General features: G+C 61.6%; 24 protein-coding genes and 1 pseudogene. 14 read left to right on the forward strand and 11 right to left on the reverse strand.

Annotated features, from left to right (window positions below; all coding sequences use genetic code 11):
• Positions 1-256 precede the first annotated feature (256 nt).
• From AAEZ09_RS16210 to AAEZ09_RS16220, 3 genes are read right to left on the reverse strand one after another with little or no spacing between them, the layout of a single operon-like run.
• Positions 257-895: a response regulator gene (locus tag AAEZ09_RS16210; RefSeq protein WP_350600021.1), complete on the reverse strand. Its 639-nt coding sequence runs from the start codon at positions 893-895 to the stop codon at positions 257-259.
• Entirely contained in the window at positions 895-2,154 is a 1,260-nt protein-coding gene (locus AAEZ09_RS16215) for a HAMP domain-containing sensor histidine kinase (RefSeq protein ID WP_350600022.1), read from the reverse strand. Before AAEZ09_RS16215 ends, AAEZ09_RS16210 begins: the two co-directional genes overlap by 1 nt.
• A 2-nt stretch (positions 2,155-2,156) precedes the next feature.
• Positions 2,157-2,279, reverse strand: coding sequence for a hypothetical protein (locus tag AAEZ09_RS16220; RefSeq protein ID WP_269082902.1), 123 nt, complete (start codon positions 2,277-2,279; stop codon positions 2,157-2,159).
• A 158-nt stretch (positions 2,280-2,437) separates the two neighbouring features.
• Here AAEZ09_RS16220 and AAEZ09_RS16225 point away from each other — a divergent pair, with 158 nt between their 5' ends.
• The 6 genes from AAEZ09_RS16225 (at position 2,438) to AAEZ09_RS16250 (ending at position 7,599) form a co-directional block, all read left to right on the forward strand.
• Positions 2,438-3,622, forward strand: coding sequence for a lanthanide ABC transporter ABC transporter substrate-binding protein PedA1 (locus AAEZ09_RS16225; protein ID WP_350600023.1), 1,185 nt, complete (start codon positions 2,438-2,440; stop codon positions 3,620-3,622).
• Between the two features lie 45 nt (positions 3,623-3,667).
• Positions 3,668-4,627, forward strand: a complete 960-nt coding sequence (locus AAEZ09_RS16230) for a YVTN family beta-propeller repeat protein (protein ID WP_045060438.1) — start codon at positions 3,668-3,670, stop codon at positions 4,625-4,627.
• 5 nt (positions 4,628-4,632) lie between these two features.
• A complete protein-coding gene (locus AAEZ09_RS16235) occupies positions 4,633-5,364 on the forward strand; it encodes a lanthanide ABC transporter ATP-binding protein PedB/LutE (RefSeq protein WP_045060437.1) in 732 nt (243 codons plus the stop codon).
• The gene (locus AAEZ09_RS16240) at positions 5,361-6,152 is read left to right on the forward strand and encodes a lanthanide ABC transporter permease protein PedC (protein ID WP_350600024.1); all 792 of its coding nucleotides are present in this window, start codon (positions 5,361-5,363) and stop codon (positions 6,150-6,152) included. Before AAEZ09_RS16235 ends, AAEZ09_RS16240 begins: the two co-directional genes overlap by 4 nt.
• 167 nt (positions 6,153-6,319) lie before the next feature.
• Positions 6,320-6,877, forward strand: coding sequence for a PQQ-dependent catabolism-associated CXXCW motif protein (locus tag AAEZ09_RS16245; protein WP_205892750.1), 558 nt, complete (start codon positions 6,320-6,322; stop codon positions 6,875-6,877).
• A gap of 56 nt (positions 6,878-6,933) precedes the next feature.
• On the forward strand, positions 6,934-7,599 hold the full coding sequence (locus tag AAEZ09_RS16250) for a response regulator (RefSeq protein ID WP_045057702.1): 666 nt from the start codon (positions 6,934-6,936) through the stop codon (positions 7,597-7,599).
• A 66-nt stretch (positions 7,600-7,665) separates the two neighbouring features.
• Here the strand turns inward: AAEZ09_RS16250 and nahK are convergent, their stop codons facing one another.
• The 4 genes from nahK to AAEZ09_RS16270 all read right to left on the reverse strand — a co-directional run bounded on the left by nahK (position 7,666) and on the right by AAEZ09_RS16270 (position 13,891).
• Positions 7,666-10,260, reverse strand: coding sequence for a hybrid sensor histidine kinase/response regulator NahK/ErcS' (nahK, locus tag AAEZ09_RS16255; RefSeq protein ID WP_350600159.1), 2,595 nt, complete (start codon positions 10,258-10,260; stop codon positions 7,666-7,668).
• Complete coding sequence (gene nosP / locus AAEZ09_RS16260; protein WP_350600026.1) at positions 10,229-11,392, reverse strand: nitric oxide-sensing protein NosP; 1,164 nt, start codon at positions 11,390-11,392, stop codon at positions 10,229-10,231. The genes nahK and nosP overlap by 32 nt, the downstream gene beginning before the upstream one ends.
• Positions 11,393-11,726: 334 nt before the next feature.
• A complete protein-coding gene (locus AAEZ09_RS16265; RefSeq protein ID WP_350600027.1) occupies positions 11,727-12,911 on the reverse strand; it encodes a porin in 1,185 nt (394 codons plus the stop codon).
• A gap of 173 nt (positions 12,912-13,084) precedes the next feature.
• Positions 13,085-13,891: a sulfite exporter TauE/SafE family protein gene (locus AAEZ09_RS16270; RefSeq protein WP_045057698.1), complete on the reverse strand. Its 807-nt coding sequence runs from the start codon at positions 13,889-13,891 to the stop codon at positions 13,085-13,087.
• Positions 13,892-14,049: 158 nt separating this feature from the next.
• Between AAEZ09_RS16270 and AAEZ09_RS16275 the strand changes: the two genes are divergently transcribed.
• Positions 14,050-14,913, forward strand: a complete 864-nt coding sequence (locus AAEZ09_RS16275) for an MBL fold metallo-hydrolase (RefSeq protein WP_350600028.1) — start codon at positions 14,050-14,052, stop codon at positions 14,911-14,913.
• A gap of 110 nt (positions 14,914-15,023) precedes the next feature.
• Here the strand turns inward: AAEZ09_RS16275 and bkdR are convergent, their stop codons facing one another.
• On the reverse strand, positions 15,024-15,512 hold the full coding sequence (gene bkdR, locus AAEZ09_RS16280; protein WP_122839594.1) for a Bkd operon transcriptional regulator BkdR: 489 nt from the start codon (positions 15,510-15,512) through the stop codon (positions 15,024-15,026).
• 185 nt (positions 15,513-15,697) lie between these two features.
• Here bkdR and AAEZ09_RS16285 point away from each other — a divergent pair, with 185 nt between their 5' ends.
• The 5 genes from AAEZ09_RS16285 to AAEZ09_RS16305 all read left to right on the forward strand — a co-directional run bounded on the left by AAEZ09_RS16285 (position 15,698) and on the right by AAEZ09_RS16305 (position 21,916).
• Complete coding sequence (locus tag AAEZ09_RS16285) at positions 15,698-16,933, forward strand: 3-methyl-2-oxobutanoate dehydrogenase (2-methylpropanoyl-transferring) subunit alpha (RefSeq protein ID WP_350600030.1); 1,236 nt, start codon at positions 15,698-15,700, stop codon at positions 16,931-16,933.
• Between the two features lies 1 nt (position 16,934).
• Positions 16,935-17,993, forward strand: coding sequence for an alpha-ketoacid dehydrogenase subunit beta (locus tag AAEZ09_RS16290; RefSeq protein ID WP_045057695.1), 1,059 nt, complete (start codon positions 16,935-16,937; stop codon positions 17,991-17,993).
• Positions 17,994-19,265 (forward strand): dihydrolipoamide acetyltransferase family protein, encoded by a 1,272-nt coding sequence (locus tag AAEZ09_RS16295; RefSeq protein WP_350600032.1) that lies wholly within the window; start codon positions 17,994-17,996, stop codon positions 19,263-19,265.
• 3 nt (positions 19,266-19,268) lie between these two features.
• Positions 19,269-20,654 (forward strand): dihydrolipoyl dehydrogenase, encoded by a 1,386-nt coding sequence (gene lpdA, locus AAEZ09_RS16300; protein WP_350600033.1) that lies wholly within the window; start codon positions 19,269-19,271, stop codon positions 20,652-20,654.
• A 242-nt stretch (positions 20,655-20,896) separates the two neighbouring features.
• The gene (locus tag AAEZ09_RS16305) at positions 20,897-21,916 is read left to right on the forward strand and encodes a branched-chain amino acid aminotransferase (RefSeq protein ID WP_225568458.1); all 1,020 of its coding nucleotides are present in this window, start codon (positions 20,897-20,899) and stop codon (positions 21,914-21,916) included.
• A gap of 205 nt (positions 21,917-22,121) precedes the next feature.
• Here AAEZ09_RS16305 and AAEZ09_RS16310 read toward each other — a convergent pair whose 3' ends face one another.
• The 3 genes from AAEZ09_RS16310 to AAEZ09_RS16320 all read right to left on the reverse strand — a co-directional run bounded on the left by AAEZ09_RS16310 (position 22,122) and on the right by AAEZ09_RS16320 (position 24,689).
• Positions 22,122-22,967: a TIGR03915 family putative DNA repair protein gene (locus tag AAEZ09_RS16310; RefSeq protein ID WP_350600035.1), complete on the reverse strand. Its 846-nt coding sequence runs from the start codon at positions 22,965-22,967 to the stop codon at positions 22,122-22,124.
• Entirely contained in the window at positions 22,964-24,184 is a 1,221-nt protein-coding gene (locus AAEZ09_RS16315; protein WP_350600036.1) for a putative DNA modification/repair radical SAM protein, read from the reverse strand. Before AAEZ09_RS16315 ends, AAEZ09_RS16310 begins: the two co-directional genes overlap by 4 nt.
• A gap of 166 nt (positions 24,185-24,350) precedes the next feature.
• Positions 24,351-24,689, reverse strand: coding sequence for an FKBP-type peptidyl-prolyl cis-trans isomerase (locus AAEZ09_RS16320; RefSeq protein ID WP_045057689.1), 339 nt, complete (start codon positions 24,687-24,689; stop codon positions 24,351-24,353).
• 129 nt (positions 24,690-24,818) lie between these two features.
• On the opposite strand from AAEZ09_RS16320, the pseudogene AAEZ09_RS16325 reads away from it, so the two are divergent.
• Together AAEZ09_RS16325 and AAEZ09_RS16330 are read left to right on the forward strand one after the other, a co-directional pair.
• A pseudogene (locus tag AAEZ09_RS16325) lies at positions 24,819-25,878 on the forward strand (M4 family metallopeptidase).
• Positions 25,875-26,198, forward strand: a complete 324-nt coding sequence (locus tag AAEZ09_RS16330) for a protealysin inhibitor emfourin (RefSeq protein WP_045057687.1) — start codon at positions 25,875-25,877, stop codon at positions 26,196-26,198. Before AAEZ09_RS16325 ends, AAEZ09_RS16330 begins: the two are co-directional and overlap by 4 nt.
• Positions 26,199-26,220: the final 22 nt, after the last annotated feature.

Here is a 26,220-nt window from a genome sequence, read left to right on the forward strand (position 1 = left end):
AACACATCTTTGTATGTCAGCACCAACGAGCTTAGACCTCTCTCGCTGGGTGCTGGGTCAACATACAAGGAGCTGCCAAGTGAAACGAGGCTGCGATCTTTTGATTTTGGTGGTGGCTAAACCAGATCAAAAGATCGCAGCCTCGTTTCACTCGTCAGCTCCTACACAATGGTTTGCCTCCCAAACGTCATGATTGATGTACAACATTTTGTGGGCAGACCAAGCTCGCTTCTACCGTGGAAATGGGTGTGTTCTTTCACCCCGCCTTGCGCACCACTCCCATATCGATGCCCAGATGCACCAGCTCGGCGTGGGAGCTGACTTGCAGTTTGCTCTTGAGCAAGGTCAGGTGATTGGAGACGGTCTTGGCGCTGATGCTCAATTGCTCGGCAATCATCCGGGCCGGGGTGCCCTTGGCGAGCATCACGAAAATCTCCAGCTCGCGCTGGGTCATGCTCTTCAGGCGCGGGTCGCTGGCGTCGTGTTGCGGATGGCAGGCCAGTTGCGTGGCCAGGGGTTGTTCGATATAGGCGTGCCCGGCCAGGATGCGCCGCACGGCTTCGATCAGCACCTCAGGTGCCGAGCTTTTCGTCAGGTAACCCGCAGCACCCGCTTCCAGTGCCTGGCGCACCAGCGGTAATTCATCGTGCATGCTGAAAAACAGCACACGCAATTGCGGCAGGCGCTGACGCAGGCGGCGGGTGGTCTCCAGGCCGCTGATGCCTGGCAGGCCAAAATCCATGATCACCAGGTTCGGTACTGCTTCCTGGACGCGGATCAAAGCCTCTTCGCCAGTGGCCGCTTCACGCACCTCCAGGGCGGGCAGCAGCGCGCGCAGCAAACTGGCGTAGCCCTGGCGGACCACGGCATGGTCATCAACCAGCAGAATATTCATCACACCTCCAATGGCATGTTCAAGGCCAGCGCCCAACCGGCACCGGGATAGCTGATAATCCGCAGCACGCCGCCCAGGCTGCGGGCGCGCTCGCACATCGAGTACAGGCCGACGCCCGGTTGCTGCGGTTGCCGGGCGCCTCGGCCGTTGTCGCGCACCAGCAAACGCAAGCGCCCACCCTGATGCTGCAGGCGGATCCGCACCTGGCTGGCATCGGCATGGCGCACGATGTTGGTCAAGGCCTCCTGCAGCAGTCGATAAAGATGGGTTTTACTGCTGCTGGACAACGCTGGCATCTGCACGCTGACCCGCAGCTGGCATTCGATGCCCTGGCGCACCTGCCATTGCTCCACCAGCAAAGCCACTGCCTGCTCCAGGGGCAGATGCTGCAGTACTACCGGGTAAAGGTCCTGCACCAGGGCGCGAAATCCTTGCTGCAGATGCTCGCAGTGGTGTTCCAGTTCGCGCACCGTGCGTTCCACTGCTTGCGGCTGGTCCGCGACCCAGCGCAGCAGACAGGCCTGGGCGCGAATACCCGCCAGGTACTGGCCGAGGTCGTCGTGCAGGGTCTGCGCCAGATGAGTGCGCTCCTGCTCCTGCACTGCCAGCAAGGTCCGGGTCAAATGCGCGTTATCGGCGCAAGCCTGCTCCAGCGCCTGGGCCATCTGATTAAAATGCGTCGCCAGCTGCCGTGCTTCAGGAACCCCTTTGGTGGGCAGGCGCACCTTGAGCTGGCCGTCGGAGACTTGCTTCAGTGCTCGGAGTAATTCATCGAGCAGGCCCATGCCGCGGCCAACCGCCCAGCGAATGGTCAGCAGGCTCACCAGCAGCGCAAGGCCGCACAATGCCAACAGTTGCTGGAGGGAATCCCAGACCTCGTCGATCTCGTCACGCGGATCGACCGCAATCTGCACCCGACGGCCATCCTGCAGCTCCAGCACCCGCTCGTGGTGCCGCGCCTGGGCAAACAGCACGCTGGCAAGCCACGCGTCCGGGCCATGTTGGGTGCCCGCCCGAGGCGCTTCGCCGGGTTCCAGCCAGCGCACCCGCACATGCCGCAAGCTGCGGGTGAGCCCGGGTTGCAAACTGGCCGGGTCGCGCCCGGCCGTTTCACTCAGGTACTCGACCACGGCCTGGGCCGATTGCAGTTCTCGCTCCACATCCGCCAGCGCCTGATGCAACAGCAAGCCCGTGCACGCCAGCGTCACCAGGGTGAAAAACCCGCACACCCAGAGGTTGATTCGCCATAGCGCCGACATGCCTAGCGCCCCGGCGTCGCGGAGAACACCGCCAGCGGCGCGGGGCGCGAGCCATGCAGTTTATCCACGCCGATCAGGCTGAGGATCAGCAGGAACGGCAGCAGTAGCGCTTTGAAAATCCGCATTGCCCAGCGCCTCCAGAGGTCGTGGCTGTTACAACCCATGCTAAAACCGCGCTGCGCAGGTGGAGTTACTACCTTGGTACTGGCTGACTGGTACTTTCTGCATATTTCTTATCGCCCTTCGGGTTCCTATGCTGGCGCTACCTGGAACGGAGTGCACCATGCGCCAGCTAGCCCCCTACGCCCTGACCTGCCTGCTGGTAATCGCCTGCACCGCCCTGCCGTCCGCTCACAGCCGGGCCGCCGAGGCGCCGTTGCAGGTGCGGATCGGCTACCTGGGTTATCGCCCCGACCCGGGTCCCTTGCTGTCGAACATCATTGCCGAACCGGTCGATGCCGGCTTGCGCGGCGCCGAACTGGCGATCACCGACAGCAACAGTACCGGGCGCTTTCTCAACCAGAGCTACACCCTGGTCGACGGCAGTGCCGACAGCCCGCAAGCCCTGCTCGAGGCCGCCCAGGCGCAATACCGGCAAGGTCTGCGGTTGTTCGTGGTGAACGCCCCGGTCGACAGCCTGCGCCAACTCAGTGCGGCCCTGCCCGACAGCCTGCTGTTCAACGCTGGCAGCCCCGACGACAGCTTGCGCACCACCGACTGCCTGGCGAACGTGCTGCACAGCCTGCCGAGCCGGGCGATGCTGGCGGACGCCCTGGCGCAATTCCTGGTGGTGCGCAAATGGCAGCGGGCGCTGCTGATCGTCGGCCCGACCGCCGACGATCAAGCCTATGCTGCGGCCCTTCGGCGTGCAGCGAAACGCTTCGGCTTGAAGCTGGTGGCGGAGAAAGCCTGGAGTTTCGACAACGACCAGCGCCGCAGCGCCCAGGCCGACATGCCACTGTTCACCCAGACCGCCGAGTACGACGTGGTGCTGGTAGCCGATGAGCGCGGCGACTTTGGTGAATACGTGCCCTACCAGACCTGGTACCCACGCCCCGTCGCCGGCACTCAGGGCCTGACCCCGGTGGGCTGGCACAAAACCGTGGAAACCTACGGCGCCGCGCAGTTGCAGAAGCGTTTCGAAGCCCTGGCCGGACGCTGGATGAACGACCGGGATTTTGCCGCCTGGATCGCCGTGCGCAGCGTCGCCAGCGCGGTGAGCAAGCTGCGCCAGGCAGATCCCCTGGCAATCCGTCAGCTGCAACTCAGCGATCAACTGCCCCTGGACGGTTTCAAGGGCCGCAAGCTCAGTTATCGGCCGTGGAACGGTCAACTGCGCCAGCCCATTCCTGTCGTGCAACCCCGGGCGCTGGTCAGCACCTCGCCCCAGGACGGCTTTCTGCACCCCTTCAATGAGATGGACAGCCTGGGCTACGACAAGCCCGAGGTCAGCTGCCGCTTTCCCTGACCCCTGACTTTCAAAAACTACAACAACAACAAAAAGGAATTCGCCATGCGCCGCACCCTGCTCTCATGCGCCCTGCTGCTCGCCGCCGGGCATGCCGCGGCCAGCACCGCCTGGGTCTCCAACGAGAAGGACAACAGCCTCAGCCTGATCGACATGCAGACCCTGCAAGTCACCGATACCCTGCCCGTCGGCCAGCGTCCACGAGGCCTGTTGCTGTCCCACGACAACACGCTGCTGTACATCTGCGCCAGCGACTCGGATCGCGTGCAGGTCATGGACGTCGCCACGCGCAAGATCATCAAGGAACTGCCATCCGGCAAGGACCCCGAGCAGTTCGCCCTGCACCCTAACAATCGCTGGTTGTATGTCTCCAACGAAGACGATGCGCTGGTGACGGTGATCGACACCGAAACCTCCAAGGTGCTGGGCCAGATCAGTGTCGGCGTCGAACCCGAAGGCATGGCCGTCAGTCCCGACGGCAAATGGGCGGTCAACACCAGCGAAACCACCAACATGCTGCACTGGATCGACACCAGCACCCAGACCCTGGCGGACAGCACGCTGGTAGACCAGCGCCCGCGCTTCGTCGAGTTCACCCCAAACGGTGCGCAATTGTGGGCCTCGGCGGAAATCGGCGGCACGGTGACCATTCTCGACGTTGCAACCCGCCAGGTGCTCAAGACCCTGACGTTCCAGATCAAGGGTGTGCACCCGGACAAGGTGCAGCCGGTGGGCATCAAGCTCAGTGCCGATGGCAAATACGGCTTCGTTGCCCTCGGCCCGGCCAATCATGTGGCGGTGATTGATGCCAAGACCTTCGAGATCCTCGATTACCTGCTGGTGGGCCGGCGAGTCTGGCAGATGGCGTTTACCCCGGATCAGAAGCAGCTGCTGGCCACCAACGGGGTCAGCGGTGACGTATCGGTGATCGATGTCGACAGCCTCAAGGTCAGCAAGTCGGTCAAGGTTGGACGTTATCCGTGGGGCGTGGTGGTCACGCCATGAACGCCATGAACGCGCTGGAGGTCAGCGACCTGAGTTTTGCCTACGGCGCGCGGGAGGCGCTGCGCAAGGTGAGTTTCAGCCTGGCGCCAGGGCGGTTTGCCGCATTACTGGGGCCCAACGGCGCCGGCAAATCCACGCTGATCGCCTTGCTCACCCGACTCTACGACCTGCAACGCGGCGACATTGTCGTGGGCCAGTGCTCACTGCGCACTACGCCACGCCCGGCCCTCAGGCAGTTGGGTGTGGTGTTCCAGCAAAGTACCCTGGACCTGGACCTCAGCGTCGAACAGAACCTGCGCTACCACGCGGCGTTGCATGGCCTGGGCCGCCGCCAGACCGCGCTGCGGGTCGATGCCGAGCTGGCCCGCCAGGGCCTGACCGAGCGGCGCGGTGAACGGGTTCGCGAGCTCAATGGCGGGCACCGCCGCCGGGTGGAAATCGCCCGTGCGCTGTTGCACGAACCGCGCCTGCTGCTGCTCGACGAGGCCAGCGCGGGCCTCGATCCAGCCAGCCGCCTGGCCCTCAACCAGCATATCCGCAGCCTGTGCCGCGAGCAGCAGATCAGCGTGCTCTGGACCACTCACCTGCTCGACGAAGTGCAAGCCGGCGACGACCTGTTGATTCTGCATCAAGGACGCCTGGTCGCCAGCGGTCAGGCTGATGCCCTGAGCCTTGAGCACGGCGGCGACCTGGGTTCGGCTTTCGCGCACCTGACCAACCCGGGAGCTTCACGATGAATGCCTACTGGCAATGCTTCAGCGGCATCGTGCTGCGCGAATGGCTGCGCTTTGTGCTGCAACGCACGCGTTTCCTCAGCGCGCTGGTGCGGCCTTTGCTGTGGCTGCTGGTGTTCGCCGCCGGTTTCCGCGCAGCGCTGGGGATCGCGATCATCGAGCCCTACGACACCTACATCCCCTACGAGGTGTACATCATCCCGGGCCTTGCCTGCATGATCCTGCTGTTCAACGGTATGCAGGGCTCGCTGTCGATGGTCTACGACCGGGAGATGGGCAGCATGCGCGTGCTGTTGACCAGCCCGCTGCCGAGGACCTTCCTGCTGGGCAGCAAGCTGCTGGCCACCGCGCTGATTTCGCTGTTGCAGGTGTATGCCTTCCTGGCGATTGCCTGGGTGTACGGCGTGCAACCGCCGGCCATGGGCCTGCTGGTCGCCTTGCCCGCGTTGCTACTCGTGGCGTTGATGCTCAGCGCACTGGGGTTGTTGCTGTCCAACGCCATCCGCCAGCTGGAGAACTTCGCCGGGGTGATGAACTTCGTGATTTTCCCGTTGTTTTTCCTGTCTTCGGCCCTGTATCCGCTGTGGAAGATGCGCGAGTCGAGTGAGTGGTTGTACTGGCTGTGCGCGATCAACCCGTTTACTCATGCGGTGGAGTTGGTGCGGTTTGCGTTGTATGAGCGGTTCAATCCGCTGGCGCTGGCCGTCTGTGCTGCATTGACCCTGGTGTTTGCGCTGCTCGCAGTGTTGACCTTCAACCCGCAACACGCGGCCCTGCGCAAATCAACCTGAGCCCGCATCGTGTTGGGCACCCCGACAGTGGAGCTTCATTCATTCACCGGGAACGGGGTGCGCAGGGTAAAAATTACTACTTTAGTACTGGTTTTCCTGTCTATCGTCGCATTCCCAAAGCACCGCGACTGGCATGTAATGGGTGCATAACTATAAGGATTGCCCCCATGCCCCGTGCCCGACGTCGCCTTCTGCGTCCCACACTCGCTGCGCTGTCCCTGAGCTTGCTCCTTTGCACCGCCCACGCCGAGACCGCGTTGTTCTCAGCCGACGGTTATCGCATCGGGTTGTACCGCAGCCCTACCCCGGCTCAAGCGCAGGGCGCGACGATCATCGACACCGCCGCCCTGCAAGCCCTGCTGAGCCAGACCCCGCGTCCGGTGTTGATCGACGTCTACCGCCGCCAATGGCTGCAAGGGAAATTCATCGAAGACCAGCCCCACGAAAATCTACCCGGCAGCCATTGGCTGGCCAACACCGGTGACGGTGACCTGACTGCGGCCTGGGCAGAGTATTTCGCGCGTAACCTTGAAGCCTTGACCCAGGGTAATCAGGCACAACCACTGGTGTTCTACTGCCGCTCCGACTGCTGGTTGAGCTGGAATGCGGTCAAGCGCGCTGCCGCGATGGGCTATAAGACACTGTACTGGTACCGCGACGGCCTGGACGCCTGGCAGGCGGCCGACCTGCCCGTGACACCCGCCCAGCCCGAACCCTTTCCCTGATCTTTACGCGTGCGTGTTGTTGCCCCACCATAATCAAAATAATGAGGTGAAAGGCTATGTACAAAATTCTGATTGCCGACGATCACCCGCTGTTTCGCGAAGCCATTCACAATGTCATCAGCGACGGATTCCCCGGCAGTGAAGTGATGGAAACCGCCGACCTGGACAGCGCCCTGCTGTTGACCCAGGACCACGACGACCTGGACCTTATCCTGCTCGACCTGAACATGCCCGGCATGCATGGCCTCAATGGCCTGATCAACCTGCGCAACGAGGCGCCGACCATTCCGGTGGTGATTGTCTCAGCCGAACAGGACAAACAGATCGTGCTGCAAGCCATCACCTATGGCGCGGTGGGCTTCATCACCAAATCCTCGCCACGGGTGCAGATGACCGAGGCCATCCAGCAGATCCTCAACGGCAACGTCTACCTGCCGCCGGACATCATTCGCACGCAGAAAAGCGGCACCCATCGGCGGATGAACGATACGCCCAGCTTTCCCCCGGAACTGCTCCAGGCGCTGACGCGCAAGCAGTTGCTGGTACTGGAGCGCATGACCAAGGGCGAATCGAACAAGCAGATCGCCTACACCCTGGAAATCGCCGAGACCACGGTGAAGGCGCACGTATCGGCGATTCTGCGCAAACTCAATGTGCACAATCGGGTGCAGGCGATCTTGAGTGCAGGGGATATAGATTTCGGTTCATACCTGCGGCGTTAAGTGGCCTGCAAGATCGGATCGTGCCCATCGCGAGCAGGCCGGCAGTACCGGCTCAAGACTCAAGGCTCAAGGCCTGCCAAGCAAATGACTCATCGCCGTCTTCAGCTTCATTGGCCGCACCGGCTTGTGCATCAGGGTGTGGCCCAGCTCGCGAATCTGCAGTTTCAGCTCGTTGCTGTAGTTGGCGGTGATCATCATGGCCGGGATCGTGCAGGCCCGGCGCGCATTGATGCGGGCCACAGCGTCCACGCCGTTCTGCTCGTTATCCAGATGATAATCGGCGATCAGCAGATCGGCGTCCTGGTGGTAATTGTCCACCTGCCTCGCCAGGTCCTGCTCTGACAACGCGGTGACCACCACACACCCCCAGGTCTCCAGTAACGTGCGCATGCCCGCGCAAATGGCGGCGTCGTTATCCAGCACCCATACCCGTGCCCCGCGCAGGCGTTCCAGCATGGGCTCACTCATCAACGGGTTGGGTAACGCCTTGGGCGCAGTCGCGCTGATCGGCACCTCGACAGAAAACATCGACCCCCTGCCCGGCCATGAACGCACGTGAATCCGGTGCCCGAGTATCCCGGCAATTTTTTCCACGATCGCCAGGCCCAGCCCCAGGCCGCGATCCTGATCCGGACGCTGCACATCGCCGCGCTTGAACTCCTGGAAAATCTCCTCCAGGCGGTTCTCCGCGATGCCCATGCCGCTGTCCCAGACCTCGATCGACAAGCGCTGGTGATGCCGTCGACAACCCAGCACCACACGACCGCTGTAGGTATAGCGAATGGCGTTGCTGAGCAAGTTGCGCAGGATCCTGGCGAGCAACTGGATGTCGCTGCGCACCAATGCCGAACAGCCGATGAAGTGCAGTTCAAGTCCCTCGCTGCGGGCCACCTGGGTGTACTCGGCGGCGAGGTTCTCCAGCAGTTCGCTGAGGGCGAACGGCGCGATGTCGGCCTTGATCACCCCGGCATCAAGCTTGGAAATATCCACCAGGGTGCCCAGCAGGTTTTCCACGTCCTCCAGCGAATTGCTGACGTTGCGCACCAGGATTTCGTTGGCCATCGGCTCCCGGCGCTCAAGCAAGGCACTGGTGAACAGACGCGCGGCATTCAGTGGTTGCAGCAGGTCGTGGCTGACCGCGGCAAGAAATTTGGTCTTCGACAGGTTGGCCTGTTCGGCTTCGAGCTTGGCCTCGCGCAGCCGCGACTCCACTCGTCGACGCTCATCGATTTCACGCAGCAACTGGTCGTTGAGGGTGGTCAGTTCCGCCGTGCGCTCACGCACGCGCAGCTCCAGGTTCTGATACGCCTGATGCAGCGCCTCGGCGGTACGGCGGCGCTCGGTGATGTCGCGGATCAACACGAAGATCCCCACCACTTCCCCGGTGGCCAGGCGATTGGGCACGTAGGAGCGCAACATGTAGCGCTCCTGGTTATTGATATTGGTTTCGGCGAACTCGAACGTCACGCTCTCCCCGGCCAGGGCCCGGGCCACATAGGCTTCCAGGCGCTGATAATGTTGTTCGCTGTGCACCTCGCGCAGGCTCTGGCCGAGCATTACGCCCCGGGGCCAGCAGTACCATTCTTCGTAGACCTTGTTGGTGAACTCGTAGACCAGGTCGGCATTGAGGTAGGCGATCAGCGCCGGCACGTGGTCGGTGATCAGGCGAATCCAGCGCTCGCTCTCGCTCAGGGCTTCAGCGTGCTGGTAGCGTTCGGTGATGTCGGTGAAGGTGTTGACGAAGCCGCCGGTGGGCAGCGGGTGAGTGCGAATTTCCAGCACCCGGCCATCGTACAGGCGCTGTTCGCACTCCTGCACCGGCCGCCCGTTGACGTCGCGGCTGGCAGGGGTCAACAGGTGCAGTTCACTGTCGGCGATCACCTCGGCAAACGGTCGGTGGGCCGCCACGGGCGCCAGGCCACTCAATTCGAGGAAGCGCCGGTTCCACAGTTCCAGCACGCCGTCGGCATTGACCATCGCCACACCCTGGGACAGGTTGTCGACCGCACGCTGCAACAGGTGGGATTTTTGCGCCACCGCCTGCTCGCGGCGCAGGGTCTCGTTGAGTTTGACGTCTGTGATGTCGGTAAACAGGATCACCCGGCCGCCTTCCTGGGTCGGCCGCTCGCTGACTTGCAACCAGCGCCCGTCCTGCAGACGATACAACAGGCTTTCGTCGGCGTGCCCACGAGGCTCTTCGGTGAACAGCCCGGTCGCGCTCATCAGCCGTTTGACCTCGGCCAGGCGCATGCCCGCATTGATCCGCACGCGGCTATGGATCCAGAACGCCTTGAAGCGGCTGTTGAACAGGACGATGCGCTGGTCGGCATCGAACAGCACGAATGCATCGGAAATACTTTCGATGGCGTCGATCAAATGCTGGTGGGCCGTTTCCGCGCGCAGGCGTGCTTCGCTGAGCAAATGGTTGCCCGACTTGAGCTCGGCCATGGCCTGGTTCAACGCATCGGTGCGCTCACGCACCTGCTCGGCCAGTACCACTGAGTGCTGGAAGGCCGCGTAGGGATCATTGCCCCGGGTGACGCCCGACTCGATGCGCTCGATCAGCGCGCTGTTGATCCGCTGCAGTTTGTGGTTTTCGTGCCGCAGGCTGGCGAGTTGCGCCTGGAGTTCAGCGCTGTCCAGGGCTGCGGCCCCGGGCAATGGCAACGCCGGTGAAGGTCTGGTTGATATGCATGCCATTGAACTGTTCTCCGTAGGTGTTGAAACCCATCACCCGCTGGTCACGCAAAAATGCCCCGACCTGCTCCAGGTTGCCGCTGTTTTCCAGCTCCATGCGCCGCAGGAAACAGTCGCAGCCGAGGGTCAGCAGCAGCTCGCCAAGTCGCTCGTGCAAGCCGTCGAACAGGTCTTGCAGGTTGGGCAGCATCGGCCCCGGCGTCATGACCGTGAGGACGATGCCGTTTTCCACCGCGCAATAGAAACTCAGGCTCAGGTCCGGATGAACCTGCTGGATGGCCCGCACGTAGTACTGGTCGTTGATGCGCACCGCCAAGGGGTGCGCGGCGAAGATCCGGTGATCGAGCTCGGCCACCGGCACGCCGATGTGCCGGGCGTATTCCTCGGCGGCGGGCTCGGCATTGAGCTCAAAGACCCGCCGCGACGCGCTGTCGGCGCCAGTCACCACCAGTTTTTCCGCCCGGGGCAGAATGTGGTGGGTGGTGAACACTTCGAAATCCAGCCAGGTGTTGACCAGCACCACCACGGCCGCGCCGCTGTGGAACTCGCCGCCGAAATACACGTGGGTACGCGTGAGATAGTTGTCGTCACCGGCCGAGCCACCAAAGTGCGGGATATCGCCCAAGGCGGCGCTGAGGGCAGCCAGGACCATTTCTTCACGGCTCGACAAGCCATCGAGCAGGGTCAGGGCGAAGCTGTTGCCCTTGATCGGTGCCAGGGTATTGCTGCGACAACCGCTGACCAGTCGCTCGACCATCTGCTGGGCGTCGATCAGGCTGAAACGCTCCATTTCATCGATGAGCTCAGCGTCGATGGAGAAGTGCCGATGATCAAACCCCACCGCCGTCACGCAATTGCGTCCGTAGCCCAGCGGGGTGATTTCCCCGGCGCTGGTGCAACCGACCAGGCGAATCCCGCCAAAGCTCTGCTGCAATGCCTGGCCAAGCGCCTGCAGGTTGTATTCGGCGGAACAGAAGAACAGCACGAAGCCCAAGTGCGGATGCAGCAACTGCCGCGCCAGCTCCTGGGCCACCTGCTGGGCATCGGTGGCCTGGGACATCGCACTGACCACACCGTCACTGTAAACCTGCTGCATTGTCGCCTCCCGCAGGTGCGCGTGTATGAGGCACGAGTGTACGAACCCGGCAGGCTGCGACCTATGCTACTTGGGTAGCGGGTAGCCGCTTCGATGGGATGAGAGTCGCACCGAATATCGCAAACACGCCCCCCTGTAGGAGCGAGCTTGCTCGCGATGGACATTAACGATAACGCGACCTGCCTGCATACACGCGAGACCTGTGCCCCCATCACTGTAGGAGCGAGCTTGCTCGCGATGGACGTTAACGATAACGGGGACTGCCTGCATACACGCGGTGCCTGTGCGTCCATCGCGAGCAAGCTCGCTCCTACAAGGGGGGGCGAATTTGCTCTTACCAGGTCAACACCGCCCCCACTGCAAAGGTATCGGTGTCTTCATTTTGCGCACTGGTGTCGTGCCCGTTGATTTCGAACTGGTTGTACTCGGCCACCAGCTTGAGGTTGCTGTTGACGTCATGGAACAGCGCAATACCGCGGGTCTCGTAATCCGCGCCGCTGCCGACCACGCCATTGCCGTCGTCCTGGGTCTTGCCATAGGACAGCGCCAGGCGGTTCTTGCCGAGTTTGTAAGAGCCCTGCAGCAGGTAACCGTCGCTGTCGACGTTGCGCAACGTCGGCTCCCCGGCGTTGTTGGTGAAGAACGGGTTGATGCCCTTGGCCTGGAAGCCGGAACCGGTCAGCGACAAGCCACCCATCTTCGCCTGCACACCGTAACCAACGCCCTTGGAGGTCACGGACTCGACGCTTGAGTCAGTGTTGTCCGAGGTCTGGTAGCTGCCGTTGACCCAGCTGTAGATCTGCGCACCGGCCAGGTCGAACTGGTAGGTGATCTCGCTCTCGGTTCGCGGGTTCTCCTGGTAGGCCTTGCCCGTCGGACTGCTGTCGTTGGTGTCCACCGGGTCCATGATCCCCACCGCCACCCGCAAACCGTCCATCACCGGCGTTCGGTAGGTGATCTGCGAAGTGGGGAACGGGTACGGATAACCACTGCCGATATTGCCGAACGACACGCCGCCACCGTCCACCAGGCCCAGGGTATCGCTGACCTGGCCGTAACCGGCGAGCAGTTCGTCGAGCAGGATGTTGGAGCGGGCAAACAGGCCGAAGTCCTTGCCGATCAGCACCTCGCCCCATTCGGGATTGGCGACCGTGCCGTAGAACTGGCGGACGTCGATGGCCGTGTCGGTGCCATTGGTTTGACTGTCGTTGATGGTTACCCAGAACGAAGCGCGCGCACCGAGCTTCAGGTCATCGATCTGCTTGCCCATGTTGAAGCCCAGGTAATTGGGCAGGAAGCCCATCTTGACCCGCGACTGGCGCCGGTCGTACTGCTCGCCCTCGCGGTCCACATCACTGTTGACGTAAAAGGCGTTGATGTAGCCGTCGGTGGAAAAAGTCGTCTGGTCCTTGTCGTACAGCACGATCTCGGCTTGGGCCATCGGGCTCAAGCCCAGGGCCGACAGGCTGGCGATCAGGGCAGGCAAATAACGATGCTTGAAATTCTTATTGTTGTGCATGACGCGCTCCGCAGCGGGGACTGGATGTCGGAGGCGATTATCGAAAGTGCACCGGCGGCGTCATACGCTGCCTTTGGGGCGATCAGCAGGTGCTTTGGACTGGCTGGCGTGAGGCGGCAAGTTGGGCGTAAGACCGGCCCGCGCCTGGGCCCGCCACTTAGGGTGTAAGACGCTCAGACGCTTGCGCGCAGCAACATACAGGCCGCGATGACCAGGCACAGGCTGGCGAACCCGACCTGCAGCGCCCGGGGCGGGACCCGCGCACAGAATCGCCGGCCGATGATCATGCCGACGATGCTGGCGATAATGAAGCTCACGCCCAGGCCTTCGATGCGCACTCCCGCGTGGAAAGCGCCGATCACACCGATGGCCGAGATCAGGCTGATCACCATCAGGGAAGTGGCGACGATGCCGCGCATCTGCACGTCGGTCAGTTGCTTGAACGCCGGGACGATCAGAAACCCGCCGCCTACCCCAAGCAAGCCGGACACCACTCCCGTGACTGCGCCCAACGCGGCCAGGGTCGCGGTGCATTTGGCGGTCCAGGAAAAGCGCCCGGTCTGCTGGTCGAGCATGCAGTTTTTCTGGCCCCAGTTGGCATGGCCGTGGTCGCTCGGCCCCTCGCCCTGGCGCTCGCGACGCAGCATGCGCCAGGCGACCATGATCATCAGCAGGCTGAACAGCATCATCAGGGCCTTTTCCGGAAGCTGATGAGCGAAAAAAATCCCCACCGGCGAAAAGATCGCCCCCAGCAGCGCAATGAGCAACGCTGCGCGATAACGCACCAGCCCGTGGCGCAGACCGTCAATGGCGCCCACTGCGGCCGCACTGCCCACGGCAAACAAGGCAATGGGCGCTGCCTGGGTCATGCTCAGGCCCAGCCCCAATACCAGCGCCGGCACCGCCAGAATGCCGCCCCCCGCCCCGGTCAACCCAAGGACCAGGCCCATCACCCAACCAAAAAAAATTGCCAGTAGCATAAAAAATCTTAATCCATGAAAAGCCGGGAACGCCCAGTATCGCTGGTGTACAGGATAGAGCCAGGGCGCGATTTTTCCTTCCCCCAATTGCCAGGGGCTGGCCAATCCGGGGCAAATGAATCTACGCTGACCGCTTGTTCAACAAAGAACCGGCCAACATGCCTGCCCTGATTGAAGCTTTTCTTGACCCTGCCTCATCGACCTGGAGCTACGTGATCCACGAGGGCGATGGCAGTGCCTGCGCCATCGTCGACCCGGTGCTGGATTACGACGCGGCGGCCGGTCGGACCGGTACGGTCCAGGCCGATCGCATCAGTGCATTTGTGCGTACTCACCAATTGCAGGTGCAGTGGTTGCTGGAAACCCACGCCCATGCCGATCACCTGTCAGCGGCGCCCTACCTGCGTCGCGAACTGGGCGGCAAGATCGCGATTGGCCAGTCGATCAGCAAGGTCCAGGACGTATTCAAGCACCTGTTCAACCTGGAGCCCGGGTTTGCCGTCGATGGCTCGCAGTTCGATCACCTGTTTGCACCGGACGAGTCATTCATGATCGGCAATCTCAAGGCGACGGCCTTGCACGTGCCCGGGCACACCCCGGCGGACATGGCCTATCTGATCGACAGCACGCTGATTCTGGCGGGCGATACGCTGTTCATGCCGGACGTAGGCACCGCCCGCTGCGACTTTCCAGGGGGAAACGCGAACCAGATGTTCGCTTCCATCCAGAAGCTCCTGGCGTTTCCGGCCGGCGTAAATTTGTACGTCTGCCACGATTACCCGCCAGAGGGCCGCGAGCCCAACTGCGTGACCACGGTTGGTGAGCAGCGCCGAAGCAATATTCATGTGCGTGACGGCGTCGACGAAAGCGAGTTTGTGGCCATGCGCAACCAGCGCGATGCCGGTTTGGGCATGCCGAACCTGTTACTGCCGGCGATTCAGGTGAATGTGCGGGCGGGGAATTTGCCGCCGGCTGAAGACAATGGCGTGAGTTACCTGAAAATCCCGCTGAATACATTTTGACTGCGAAAGATCGCAGCCTCGTTTCTCTCGACAGCTCCTACGGGATTGAGGCGGCGCATAGGCTCAATGTAGGAGCTGGCGCAGCCTGCGATCTTTTGATCTTTTGATCTTCAGGTAGCCAGCGTCAACCCATTCGCCGGCAACGGCAGCGCGGTCTTATAGCGCACCTGCTTGAGCGCAAAGCTGGAGCGGATGTTCGCCACCCCCGGCACCTTGGTCAGAAAATCCATCATGAAACGCTCCAGCGACTGAATGGTCGGCACCAGCACCCGGATCAGATAGTCCGGGTCGCCGGCCATCAGGTAGCACTCCATCACTTCCGGGCGATCGGAAATCGCCTCCTCGAAATGCTGCAACGCCTCCTCCACCTGTTTTTCCAGGCTGACGTGAATGAACACGTTGACGTGCAACCCCAGCAGCTCGGCGTCCAGCAGCGTGACCTGCTCGCGAATCAGGCCCAATTCTTCCATCGCCTTGACCCGGTTAAAGCACGGGGTGGGCGACAGGTTGACCGAGCGCGCGAGGTCGGCGTTGGTGATGCGCGCATTCTCCTGAAGGCTGTTGAGAATGCCGATGTCGGTACGGTCCAGTTTGCGCATGAGACAAAATCACCTGTTTTTTATGTTTATGCAGGTTTTTTATCCTCAAATGATCTTCGGCGCAACGAAACAGAGAGAAATATTCTTCTTGAGCCGGCCTATGATTGTTGTAGGACAAGATTTCTTCCACAGAAGAATGACCGTCAGCTCACTACAAGAAATTCACAAGATCGAGCGTAGAAGCCATGAATCAAGCGTACGAACCGCTGCGCCTGCACGTGCCCGAACCTTCGGGTCGCCCAGGCTGCAAAACCGACTTCTCCTACCTGCGTCTGACCGATGCCGGCACGGTGCGCAAACCCCCAATCGACGTTGAACCGGCCGACACCGCAGACCTGGCCAAGGGCCTGATTCGCGTGCTCGACGACCAGGGCAATGCCCTGGGTCCATGGGCTGAAGGCGTACCGTCCGAGATCCTGCGCACAGGCATGCGCGCCATGCTCAAGACGCGCATCTATGACAACCGCATGGTGGTTGCCCAGCGTCAAAAGAAAATGTCGTTCTACATGCAAAGCCTTGGCGAAGAAGCCATCGGCAGCGGCCAGGCCCTGGCGCTGAATGTCGATGACATGTGCTTCCCGACGTATCGCCAGCAGAGCATCCTGATGGCGCGCAACGTGCCGCTGTTGGACCTGATCTGCCAGCTGCTGTCCAACGAGCGCGACCCGCTCAAGGGACGCCAACTGCCGATCATGTACTCGGTCAAGGATTACGGCTTCTTCACCATTTCCGGCAACCTCGCCACCCAGTTCGTACAGGGCGTGGGTTGGGGCATGGCCTCGGCGATCAAGGGCGACACCAAAATCGCCTCGGCGTGGATCGGCGACGGCGCCACCGCTGAGTCGGACTTCCACACCGCCCTCACCTTCGCCCACGTCTACCGTGCACCGGTCATCCTCAACGTGGTCAACAACCAGTGGGCGATCTCGACTTTCCAGGCGATTGCCGGTGGTGAAGCCACGACATTCGCCGGTCGTGGCGTAGGTTGCGGCATTGCCTCCCTGCGGGTCGATGGCAACGATTTCGTCGCGGTCTACGCGGCTTCTGCCTGGGCCGCCGAACGCGCCCGCCGCAACCTTGGCCCAACCATGATCGAATGGGTCACCTACCGCGCCGGCCCGCACTCCACCTCCGATGATCCATCCAAATACCGACCTGCCGACGACTGGAGCTGCTTCCCGTTGGGCGACCCGATTGCGCGCCTCAAACAGCACCTGATCAAGATCGGCCAGTGGTCCGAAGAGGAACACGTCGCCGTCAGCGCCGAACTGGAAGCCGAAGTCATTGCCGCGCAGAAAGAAGCCGAGAAGTACGGCACCCTCGCCGGAGGCCAGATTCCGAGCGCCGCGACCATGTTCGAGGATGTCTACAAAGAGATGCCGGAGCACTTGAAGCGCCAGCGTCAGGAGTTGGGGATCTGACATGAACGATCACAACAACAATATCGAGCTGGAAACCGCCATGACCACGACCACCATGACCATGATCCAGGCCCTGCGCTCGGCCATGGATGTGATGCTTGAACGTGATGACAACGTCGTGGTCTTCGGCCAGGACGTGGGCTACTTCGGCGGCGTGTTCCGTTGCACCGAAGGCCTGCAGACCAAATACGGCACCTCGCGGGTGTTCGACGCGCCGATTTCCGAAAGTGGCATCGTCGGCGTAGCCGTCGGCATGGGTGCCTATGGCCTGCGTCCGGTGGCAGAAATCCAGTTTGCCGATTACGTTTACCCGGCCTCCGACCAGATCATTTCCGAAGCGGCGCGCCTGCGCTATCGCTCGGCGGGCGAATTCACCGCTCCGATGACCCTGCGCATGCCTTGCGGCGGTGGCATCTACGGTGGCCAGACCCACAGCCAGAGCATCGAAGCGATGTTCACCCAGGTTTGCGGCTTGCGCACGGTGATGCCGTCCAACCCCTACGACGCCAAGGGCCTGCTGATCGCGTCAATCGAGAACGATGACCCGGTGATCTTTCTGGAGCCTAAGCGCCTGTACAACGGCCCGTTCGACGGGCATCACGACCGCCCCGTAACCCCTTGGTCGAAACACCCGTCGGCGCAAGTGCCGGATGGCTACTACACCGTACCGCTGGACGTGGCCGCGATTGCGCGTCCGGGCAAGGATGTGACCATCCTGACCTACGGCACCACGGTCTATGTGTCGCAAGTTGCCGCGGAAGAAACCGGCATCGACGCTGAAGTCATCGACCTGCGCAGCCTGTGGCCGCTGGACCTGGAAACCATCGTCAAATCGGTGAAGAAGACCGGACGTTGCGTGATCGTTCACGAAGCGACCCGCACTTGCGGTTTCGGCGCCGAACTGGCCGCCCTGGTGCAGGAACACTGCTTCCACTACCTGGAAGCGCCCATCGAGCGCGTCACCGGTTGGGACACCCCCTACCCGCACGCGCAAGAGTGGGCGTATTTTCCTGGCCCGACCCGAGTGGGCGCGGCTTTGCATCGGGTTATGGAGGTCTGAATGGGCACGCACGTTATCAAGATGCCGGACATTGGCGAAGGCATTGCAGAAGTGGAATTGTCGGTATGGCACGTCAAGGTCGGTGACCTGGTCGTCGAGGACCAGGTGCTGGCCGATGTCATGACCGACAAGGCGATGGTTGATATTCCATCGCCGGTTCATGGCAAGGTGATTTCACTGGGCGGCGTGCCCGGGGAAGTCATGGCGGTCGGCAGCGTCCTGATCAGCATTGAGGTCGAAGGCGCCGGCAACGTCAAAGAGTCGGCCCAGCCGGTGGTTGCCGCTGTAAAAGAAGCACCGGCACCGAAAGTCGAAGCCGCTGTAGCACACAAACCGGTCGCCGCTGCGCCGCCACGAGCAGCTGTTTGCCAGGGCCCGATAGTCGCTCGCGAGGCCGATGAACGCCCGCTGGCCTCTCCGGCCGTGCGCAAACATGCGCTTGATCTGGGCATCCAGCTGCGTCTGGTGCGTGGCACCGGCCCTGCCGGTCGGGTGCTGCACGAAGACCTCGACGCCTACCTGGCGCAAGGTCAGTCGAGCGCATCGAGCGTCACCGCCGCGTACGCGCCGCGTAACGACGAAGAGCAAATCCCGGTGATCGGCATGCGCCGCAAGATTGCCCAGCGCATGCAGGACGCCACCCAGCGCGCCGCCCATTTCAGTTATGTCGAGGAAATCGACGTCACGGCCGTGGAAGAACTTCGCGTGCACCTGAACGAAAAACACGGCGCGACCCGCGGCAAGCTGACCCTGCTGCCGTTCCTGGTCCGCGCCCTGGTGGTTGCCCTGCGTGATTTCCCCCAGATCAACGCCCGCTACGACGACGAAGCCCAGGTCATCACCCGCCTTGGTGCCGTGCATGTCGGCATCGCCACCCAGGCCGACATCGGCTTGATGGTGCCGGTGGTGCGTCACGCCGAAGCCCGCAGCCTGTGGGACAACGCCGCAGAAATCTCGCGCCTGGCCAGCGCTGCACGTAATGGCAAGGCCAGCCGCGACGAGCTGTCCGGCTCGAGCATTACCCTGACCAGCCTTGGCGCGTTGGGCGGTATCGTCAGCACGCCGGTGCTGAACCTGCCGGAAGTGGCCATTGTCGGCGTGAACAAAATCGTCGAGCGCCCGATGGTCGTCAAAGGCCAGATCGTGATCCGCAAGATGATGAACCTCTCCAGCTCCTTCGATCACCGCGTGGTCGATGGCATGGACGCGGCGCAGTTTATCCAGGCCGTTCGCGGCTTGCTCGAACAACCCGCCACCCTGTTTGTGGAGTAGGTCATGCATCAGACTTTGAACACCACGCTGCTGATCATCGGCGGCGGCCCTGGCGGTTACGTGACCGCGATCCGTGCCGGCCAGTTGGGCATCCCGACCATCCTGGTGGAAGGCCAATCCCTGGGCGGCACCTGCCTGAACATTGGCTGCATTCCGTCCAAGGCACTGATTCACGTCGCCGAGCAGTTTCACCAGACTCGCCACCACAGCCAGCACTCGGCCTTGGGGATAAGCGTGGCGGCCCCCACCCTGGACATCGGCAAGAGCGTCGAGTGGAAGGACGGTATCGTTGATCGCCTGACCACTGGCGTTGCCGCGTTGCTGAAAAAGCACAAGGTCCAGGTCATTCAGGGCTGGGCCAAGGTCATCGACGGCAAAACCGTCGAGGTCGGCGACACGCGAATCCAGTGCGAGCATCTGGTGCTGGCCACCGGCTCCACAACCGTGAACCTGCCGATGCTGCCGATTGGCGGTCCGATCATCAGCTCGACTGAAGCCCTGGCGCCGACCTCGGTGCCCAAGCGCCTGATCGTCGTTGGCGGAGGTTATATCGGCCTGGAGCTGGGGATTGCCTATCGCAAACTGGGCGCTGACGTGAGCGTGGTCGAGGCGCAGGAGCGCATTCTGCCGGCTTACGATGCCGAGCTGACCCAGCCTGTGCATGACGAGCTGAAAAAGCTGGGCGTGAAGCTTTACTTGAAGCATAGCGTCCAAGGCTTTGATTCTTCTAGCAATACCCTCCAGGTTCTTGAGCCGGGGGGCGACACGCTGAATCTGGAAATGGATCAGGTGCTGGTGGCCGTCGGTCGCAAACCCAACACCCAGGGCTGGAACCTTGAGGCCCTGAACCTGGACATGAACGGTGCAGCGATCAAAATCGACGGCCGCTGCCAGACCAGCACGCGCAACGTGTACGCCATCGGCGACCTGAGTGGCGAACCAATGCTCGCGCACCGCGCCATGGCCCAGGGCGAAATGGTCGCCGAGCTGATCAGCGGCAAATCCCGCGAGTTCAACCCGACCGCCATTGCTGCCGTGTGCTTCACCGACCCGGAGCTGGTGGTGGTCGGCAAGACCCCGGACGACGCCAAGGCTGCCGGGCTGGACTGTATCGTTTCCAGCTTCCCGTTCGCGGCCAATGGCCGGGCAATGACCCTGGAATCGAAAAGCGGCTTCGTGCGGGTCGTGGCGCGTCGGGACAATCATGTGATTGTCGGCTGGCAGGCGGTCGGCGTCGGGGTTTCGGAGTTATCGACAGCGTTCGGCCAGAGCCTGGAAATGGGCGCTCGCCTGGAAGACATTGCCGGCACCATCCATGCGCACCCGACCTTGGGGGAGGCGGTGCAGGAAGCGGCGTTGCGTGCTCTGGGGCATGCGTTGCATCTGTAGTTCAGAACAATGGATGGCGGCAGAAATGGCCCCATCGCCAACAAGCTAGCTCCCACATTTGGAACGCGTTCCCCTGTGAAAGCTAGCCCGCTGGCGATTTCTTGAGGCCAACTCGATTTATCTGCCTGTCATCCGATAGTCCGGGCTGCGAAACAGGCCCGGAATGAAGTATTGTTGTCCCCATCCAAAAAACGTCAGAAGCCTTGAACCGCTTTGGCGGTTGTTCAGTGATAGAGGGTGTCATGGGTAACGAAAGCATCAATTGGGACAAGCTGGGTTTTGATTACATCAAGACAGACAAGCGCTATCTCTCGTACTGGCGTAACGGCGAGTGGGACAAAGGCACCCTGACCGAAGACAACGTGCTGCACATCAGCGAAGGCTCCACGGCCCTTCACTATGGCCAGCAATGCTTCGAAGGCATGAAGGCCTATCGTTGCAAGGATGGCTCGATCAACCTGTTCCGCCCTGACCAGAATGCCCTGCGCATGCAACGCAGCTGTGCGCGCCTGCTGATGCCGTTCGTCGAAACCGAGCAGTTCATCGAAGCCTGCAAGGAAGTGGTTCGTGCCAACGAGCGTTTCATCCCGCCTTACGGTACCGGTGGCGCGCTGTACCTGCGCCCGTTCGTGATCGGCGTAGGTGACAACATCGGCGTGCGTACTGCGCCGGAGTTTATCTTCTCGATTTTCTGCATTCCGGTCGGTGCCTACTTCAAGGGTGGCCTGACGCCGCATAACTTCCTGATCTCCAGCTATGACCGCGCGGCCCCGCAAGGCACCGGTGCGGCCAAGGTCGGTGGCAACTACGCGGCCAGCCTGATGCCAGGTTCCCAGGCGAAGAAAGCCCACTTCGCCGACTGCATCTACCTGGATCCGATGACCCACACGAAAATCGAAGAAGTCGGCTCGGCCAACTTCTTCGGGATCACCCACGACAACAAGTTCGTCACGCCGAACTCGCCGTCGGTGCTGCCGGGCATCACCCGTCTGTCGCTGATCGAGCTGGCCAAATCGCGCTTGGGCCTGGAAGTGATTGAAGGCGACGTATTGATCGACAAGCTGTCGGACTTCAAGGAAGCCGGTGCTTGCGGTACTGCTGCGGTCATCACGCCGATCGGCGGCATCAGCTACAACGATCATCTGCACGTGTTCCACAGCGAAACCGAGGTTGGCCCGGTTACCCAGAAGCTCTACAAGGAGCTGACGGGTGTACAAACCGGCGATATCGAAGCGCCCGCTGGCTGGATCGTCAAGGTCTGACCTGACGCTCGCGACACCCTGGCCCTCTATTGCTGCTGCAGTGGGGGGCTTTTTTTTGCCTGGGGTATAACAGAATCGGATAGGTCTGTAGGAGCTGACGAGTGAAACGAGGCTGCGATCTTTTGATCTGGCTTTTTCAAAAACAAGATCAAAAGATCGCAGCCTCGTTTCACTCGTCAGCTCCTACCCAGCTCCTGCGGGGCTCTTACCGGGTTCCACGGGAAGACTCAATGTTGGTTTGACCAATCCGCTTGCCCTGGCGCCCCTTGATCCCGCTGGCCTGGCCATCCTGCTGCTTGCCCGTACGGGCCTGGGTGATCAACCCCGGGATCAACGCCCCCTCCGGCAGGTTCTTCCAGAATCGGGCGGGCAAGTGCCCTTCCATGACCTTGGGGTTCAACCGCGCCGGGTTGAAAATATGGCTGTAGTAGGTCAGCCACATGTCACCGTGCGGATCGTCTACGTTCTGCGCCATCTGCTGCCATTGCACCGGGCATTGACGCAGGTAGTTCAACTGCTCGCCATCGTAATAGACCCCATCCCTGGGCGTGGCAATCATCCAGCGATGGCGCCCCATGCGGCCAATGAAATGCTCGCTTGCACTGTGCAGAATGTCGTGGGCGGGCTCATGCCAGGCGACATATTGCGGCCCGACGCAGCCGGGCAATTCAACGAATCGCACAAATGCATGTAAATGATGAGACTCACGCTGTACCTGTTTGATTCTTCTCTGTAATTCACTGCCCAGCTTGTCCCCGGACATCATTGCAGTGCGATCCCCATGACTGACTCGCCACAGCACCTCATACAACAGGCTCCAGCGCTGATCACCGCGATAACGGGCGGCTTGTTCGAGGGTGTCGAGCAGCGTTCGCGGAATGCGCGCCAGGAACGGCCCCTGTGATTCGGGCAGCGCGTGATCGCTGGCGAACAGGTCCTGCACGCCTTCGCTGGCCCACGCCACCAGGCTTGGATCAACCTCATGGCTCAGGAGCCAGCGCGCTTGCAGGCGCCAGGTCTCGAACAAGTCGTCGCAATCGAGATTGATCATCCCCACAACCCCATTTGCTGCGGCTGCGGGCGGTCGCGCAGTTGTTGATACAGCAGATGGCTGGTGACTTCCGCTTGCTGCGGATGGTAGTCGCTGGTGATGAAGAACGGCTTGGCCTTGGCCAGCACACAGCGCATGCGCGCCAGGTCTTCGTAACGGATGCGACGCTGACGACGCAGTTCCACCAGACGCTCGGTCGTGCGCAGGCCAATGCCGGGAATGCGCGAGATCAGGGACGCCTCGGCACGATTGAGGTCCAGTGGGAAAATATCCCGATTCTCCAGCGCCCAAGCCAATTTAGGGTCGATGTCCAAGGCCAGGTGGCCCGGGCCTTTGAACAGCTCCCCGGCGGTGTAGCCATAACTACGCAGCAGGAAGTCAGCCTGGTACAACCGGTGCTCGCGCATCAAAGGCGGCGCGGCCAGGGGCACGCTTTTCGGACTGTCGGGGATCGGACTGAACGCCGAATAATAGACCCGGCGCAATTTGAAGTTGCCGTACAGCGACTGGGCGCTGTGGAGAATGGTGCTGTCATCGGTGTCATCGGCGCCCACGATCATCTGCGTGCTCTGACCGGCTGGCGCAAACCTCGGCGCTCGCGGCTCGTTGAGAACGGTTAGAACGCCCGTGTAGATCGTCTGCATCGCGCCTTTAATCGAGCCAATGTGTTTTTCCGGTGCCAGGGTTTGCAAGCTGGCGTCCGTGGGCAACTCGATATTGACGCTGAGCCGGTCGGCATAGCGCCCCGCTTGCTCGATCAGCGCCGGATCGGCCTCGGGAATCGTCTTGAGATGGATATACCCGCGAAACTCATGCTCTTCACGCAACAGCCGCGCCACCCGAATCAACTGCTCCATGGTGTAATCCGCCGAACGGATGATCCCGGAGCTCAGGAACAACCCACTGACGCAGTTACGACGATAGAAGTCCATAGTCAGCGTCACTACTTCTTCCGGCGTGAACCGCGCCCTTGGCACGTCGCTGGAGCGGCGGTTGACGCAGTACTGGCAATCATAGAGGCAGAAATTGGTCAGCAGGATCTTCAGCAACGACACACAGCGCCCGTCGGGGGTATAGCTGTGACAGATGCCCATGCCATTGCTCGCCCCGAGGCCGCTTTTGCCCTCGGAACTGCGCTTGGGCGCACCGCTGCTGGCGCAGGACGCATCGTATTTGGCGGCGTCGGCGAGAATGCTGAGTTTGTCGATGAGTTCCATGGGGGGCACGCCGCTAACTGTTTGGATATACAGTATAGGGTCGCTGGTCGGGGTTCAAGTTGTTAAACAGCCCTTGGTCCGATTTTTGGAGGGATCAGAGAAGGTCAAAAGATCGCAGCCTCGTTGCACTCGGCAGCTCCTACAGAGTTGAACACGCGGCCAGCGCTCAATCGTCCCGGGTCAGTACTTCCAGCAATTCGATCTCGAAGATCAGGTTCGAATTCGGCGTAATCGCGCCCATGGTCCGCTCGCCATAAGCCAAATGCGCCGGCACCAGCAATTTACGCTTGCCGCCCACCTGCATGCCGAGGATTCCCTGATCCCAGCCCTTGATGACTCGACCCGTGCCAATCACGCACTGAAACGGTTTGCCCCGGCTGTAGGATGAATCAAACTCCGTGCCGTCTTCCAGCCAGCCGCGGTATTGAGTGGTGATCAGGGCGCCCTTGACCGCCGCCTTGCCGTCGCCTGGCAACAGGTCAATGATCTGTAATTCGTCGTTCATGAATCTTGCTCGCTAGCGGTTAATCAGGGCGTTGTCGCAGAATTCGGCGTGGTTGGCAATCCATGGAACTGAAACGGCAACCGTCCGTCCACATGAGTATCGACTCCGTACTCAGGAAAGGACGCTCTGATGACCGACCCACCGCACAGTTTCATTCCGCCCTATATCCTCAACCGCTTCATTGGACGCGGCTCCGAGCGGCAGCGTTCCAGTGCGCTGAGCACCCTCACCCACGTGCGTACGCTGCGCCACACTCCTCGCCCGCCGACGCGCCCGCCTGCGACCACCTTGCTGCCACCGTCCACTCGGCCCGGCTTGGCCGAGCGCAGTATCCATGACACCCAGGGGCAAGATGCTCCTGCCGGGGATGCCAGTACGTGTTGAGGGCCAGTCGGCGACGGGCGACCCAGCGGTCGACGAAGCGTATGACGCCTTGGGGGCCAGCTATGATTTCTTCTGGAAAGTGCATGGCCGCGACTCGATCGACAATCAGGGTTTTGCCCTCATTGGCAGCGTGCATTACGGGCAGGAGTACGAGAATGCGTTCTGGAACGGTACGCAGATGGTGTTCGGCGACGGCGATGGCGAAATCTTCGAGCGCTTCACTCGCTCCCTGGATGTAATCGGCCACGAATTGACCCACGGCGTGATCGAAAGTGAAGCCGGGCTCCTTTACGCCGATCAGTCCGGGGCGCTGAATGAATCGATATCGGACGTGTTCGGTGTATTGATCAAGCAGCATGTACTGGGCCAGACCGCCGAAGAGGCTGACTGGTTGATCGGCGCCGACCTGCTCGCGCCACAGATCAAGGGCGACGGCCTGCGCTCAATGGCCCACCCCGGCACCGCTTACGACGACCCGCTGCTCGGCAAAGACCCGCAACCCGGGCACATGCGCAATTTTGTCGTCACCGAGGAAGACAATGGCGGCGTGCACATCAATTCCGGCATCCCCAACCGGGCGTTTTACCTGGCGGCCCAGGCGCTGGGCGGATTCGCCTGGCAGAAAGCCGGCCATATCTGGTACGACACGTTGTGCGACCCGCGTCTGGGCACGCAAGCGTCATTCAGTGAGTTTGCCGCGCTGACCATTGAGCAGGCGCTCAAGCGCTTTGGCCCGGACGAACAGTCCGCGGTGGCGCAAGCCTGGGCTGATGTGGGTGTAGAACAGAATCGGGAGTCATTATGAAAACCCTGCCAACCTTGGGCGATGATGCAGTCGTCCACCTTTCCCGCCAGGGCGGCGTCGCCGCCATCCATGCCCTGACACGCCCGCGCAGCATCGAATTCGCGCAATGCGACATCGAGCAGCGCTCTCGCATCTGCAGCGTGCTGGAAGGCTGCCTGCCCTACACCGAACAGGCAGCAGGCCAGGGTGATCAGCGCTTTTATGAAATCGAAGTGCTCTATCGTAGCGGCGAGCAGGATGACCGGATGGTGATGAAAGTGCCTGAAGACCAGGCACCTGGAGATCTGGTACATCTGTGGGACAAGGGCGAAGTGTTTTAAGTCAGCCGAAGGCTGGCAACTC

It is taken from the genome of Pseudomonas sp. 65/3-MNA-CIBAN-0223 (genome assembly GCF_040310425.1).
GTDB classification, from domain to species: Bacteria; Pseudomonadota; Gammaproteobacteria; order Pseudomonadales; family Pseudomonadaceae; genus Aquipseudomonas; species Aquipseudomonas gregormendelii.

Coding starts and splice junctions, on each gene's coding strand:
- AAEZ09_RS16210 (WP_350600021.1), bottom strand. CDS start 895: ATGAATATTCTGCTGGTTGATGACCATGCCGTGGTCCGCCAGGGCTAC.
- AAEZ09_RS16215 (WP_350600022.1), bottom strand. CDS start 2,154: ATGTCGGCGCTATGGCGAATCAACCTCTGGGTGTGCGGGTTTTTCACC.
- AAEZ09_RS16220 (WP_269082902.1), bottom strand. CDS start 2,279: ATGCGGATTTTCAAAGCGCTACTGCTGCCGTTCCTGCTGATCCTCAGC.
- AAEZ09_RS16225 (WP_350600023.1), top strand. CDS start 2,438: ATGCGCCAGCTAGCCCCCTACGCCCTGACCTGCCTGCTGGTAATCGCC.
- AAEZ09_RS16230 (WP_045060438.1), top strand. CDS start 3,668: ATGCGCCGCACCCTGCTCTCATGCGCCCTGCTGCTCGCCGCCGGGCAT.
- AAEZ09_RS16235 (WP_045060437.1), top strand. CDS start 4,633: ATGAACGCGCTGGAGGTCAGCGACCTGAGTTTTGCCTACGGCGCGCGG.
- AAEZ09_RS16240 (WP_350600024.1), top strand. CDS start 5,361: ATGAATGCCTACTGGCAATGCTTCAGCGGCATCGTGCTGCGCGAATGG.
- AAEZ09_RS16245 (WP_205892750.1), top strand. CDS start 6,320: ATGCCCCGTGCCCGACGTCGCCTTCTGCGTCCCACACTCGCTGCGCTG.
- AAEZ09_RS16250 (WP_045057702.1), top strand. CDS start 6,934: ATGTACAAAATTCTGATTGCCGACGATCACCCGCTGTTTCGCGAAGCC.
- nosP (WP_350600026.1), bottom strand. CDS start 11,392: ATGCAGCAGGTTTACAGTGACGGTGTGGTCAGTGCGATGTCCCAGGCC.
- AAEZ09_RS16265 (WP_350600027.1), bottom strand. CDS start 12,911: ATGCACAACAATAAGAATTTCAAGCATCGTTATTTGCCTGCCCTGATC.
- AAEZ09_RS16270 (WP_045057698.1), bottom strand. CDS start 13,891: ATGCTACTGGCAATTTTTTTTGGTTGGGTGATGGGCCTGGTCCTTGGG.
- AAEZ09_RS16275 (WP_350600028.1), top strand. CDS start 14,050: ATGCCTGCCCTGATTGAAGCTTTTCTTGACCCTGCCTCATCGACCTGG.
- bkdR (WP_122839594.1), bottom strand. CDS start 15,512: ATGCGCAAACTGGACCGTACCGACATCGGCATTCTCAACAGCCTTCAG.
- AAEZ09_RS16285 (WP_350600030.1), top strand. CDS start 15,698: ATGAATCAAGCGTACGAACCGCTGCGCCTGCACGTGCCCGAACCTTCG.
- AAEZ09_RS16290 (WP_045057695.1), top strand. CDS start 16,935: ATGAACGATCACAACAACAATATCGAGCTGGAAACCGCCATGACCACG.
- AAEZ09_RS16295 (WP_350600032.1), top strand. CDS start 17,994: ATGGGCACGCACGTTATCAAGATGCCGGACATTGGCGAAGGCATTGCA.
- lpdA (WP_350600033.1), top strand. CDS start 19,269: ATGCATCAGACTTTGAACACCACGCTGCTGATCATCGGCGGCGGCCCT.
- AAEZ09_RS16305 (WP_225568458.1), top strand. CDS start 20,897: ATGGGTAACGAAAGCATCAATTGGGACAAGCTGGGTTTTGATTACATC.
- AAEZ09_RS16310 (WP_350600035.1), bottom strand. CDS start 22,967: ATGATCAATCTCGATTGCGACGACTTGTTCGAGACCTGGCGCCTGCAA.
- AAEZ09_RS16315 (WP_350600036.1), bottom strand. CDS start 24,184: ATGGAACTCATCGACAAACTCAGCATTCTCGCCGACGCCGCCAAATAC.
- AAEZ09_RS16320 (WP_045057689.1), bottom strand. CDS start 24,689: ATGAACGACGAATTACAGATCATTGACCTGTTGCCAGGCGACGGCAAG.
- AAEZ09_RS16330 (WP_045057687.1), top strand. CDS start 25,875: ATGAAAACCCTGCCAACCTTGGGCGATGATGCAGTCGTCCACCTTTCC.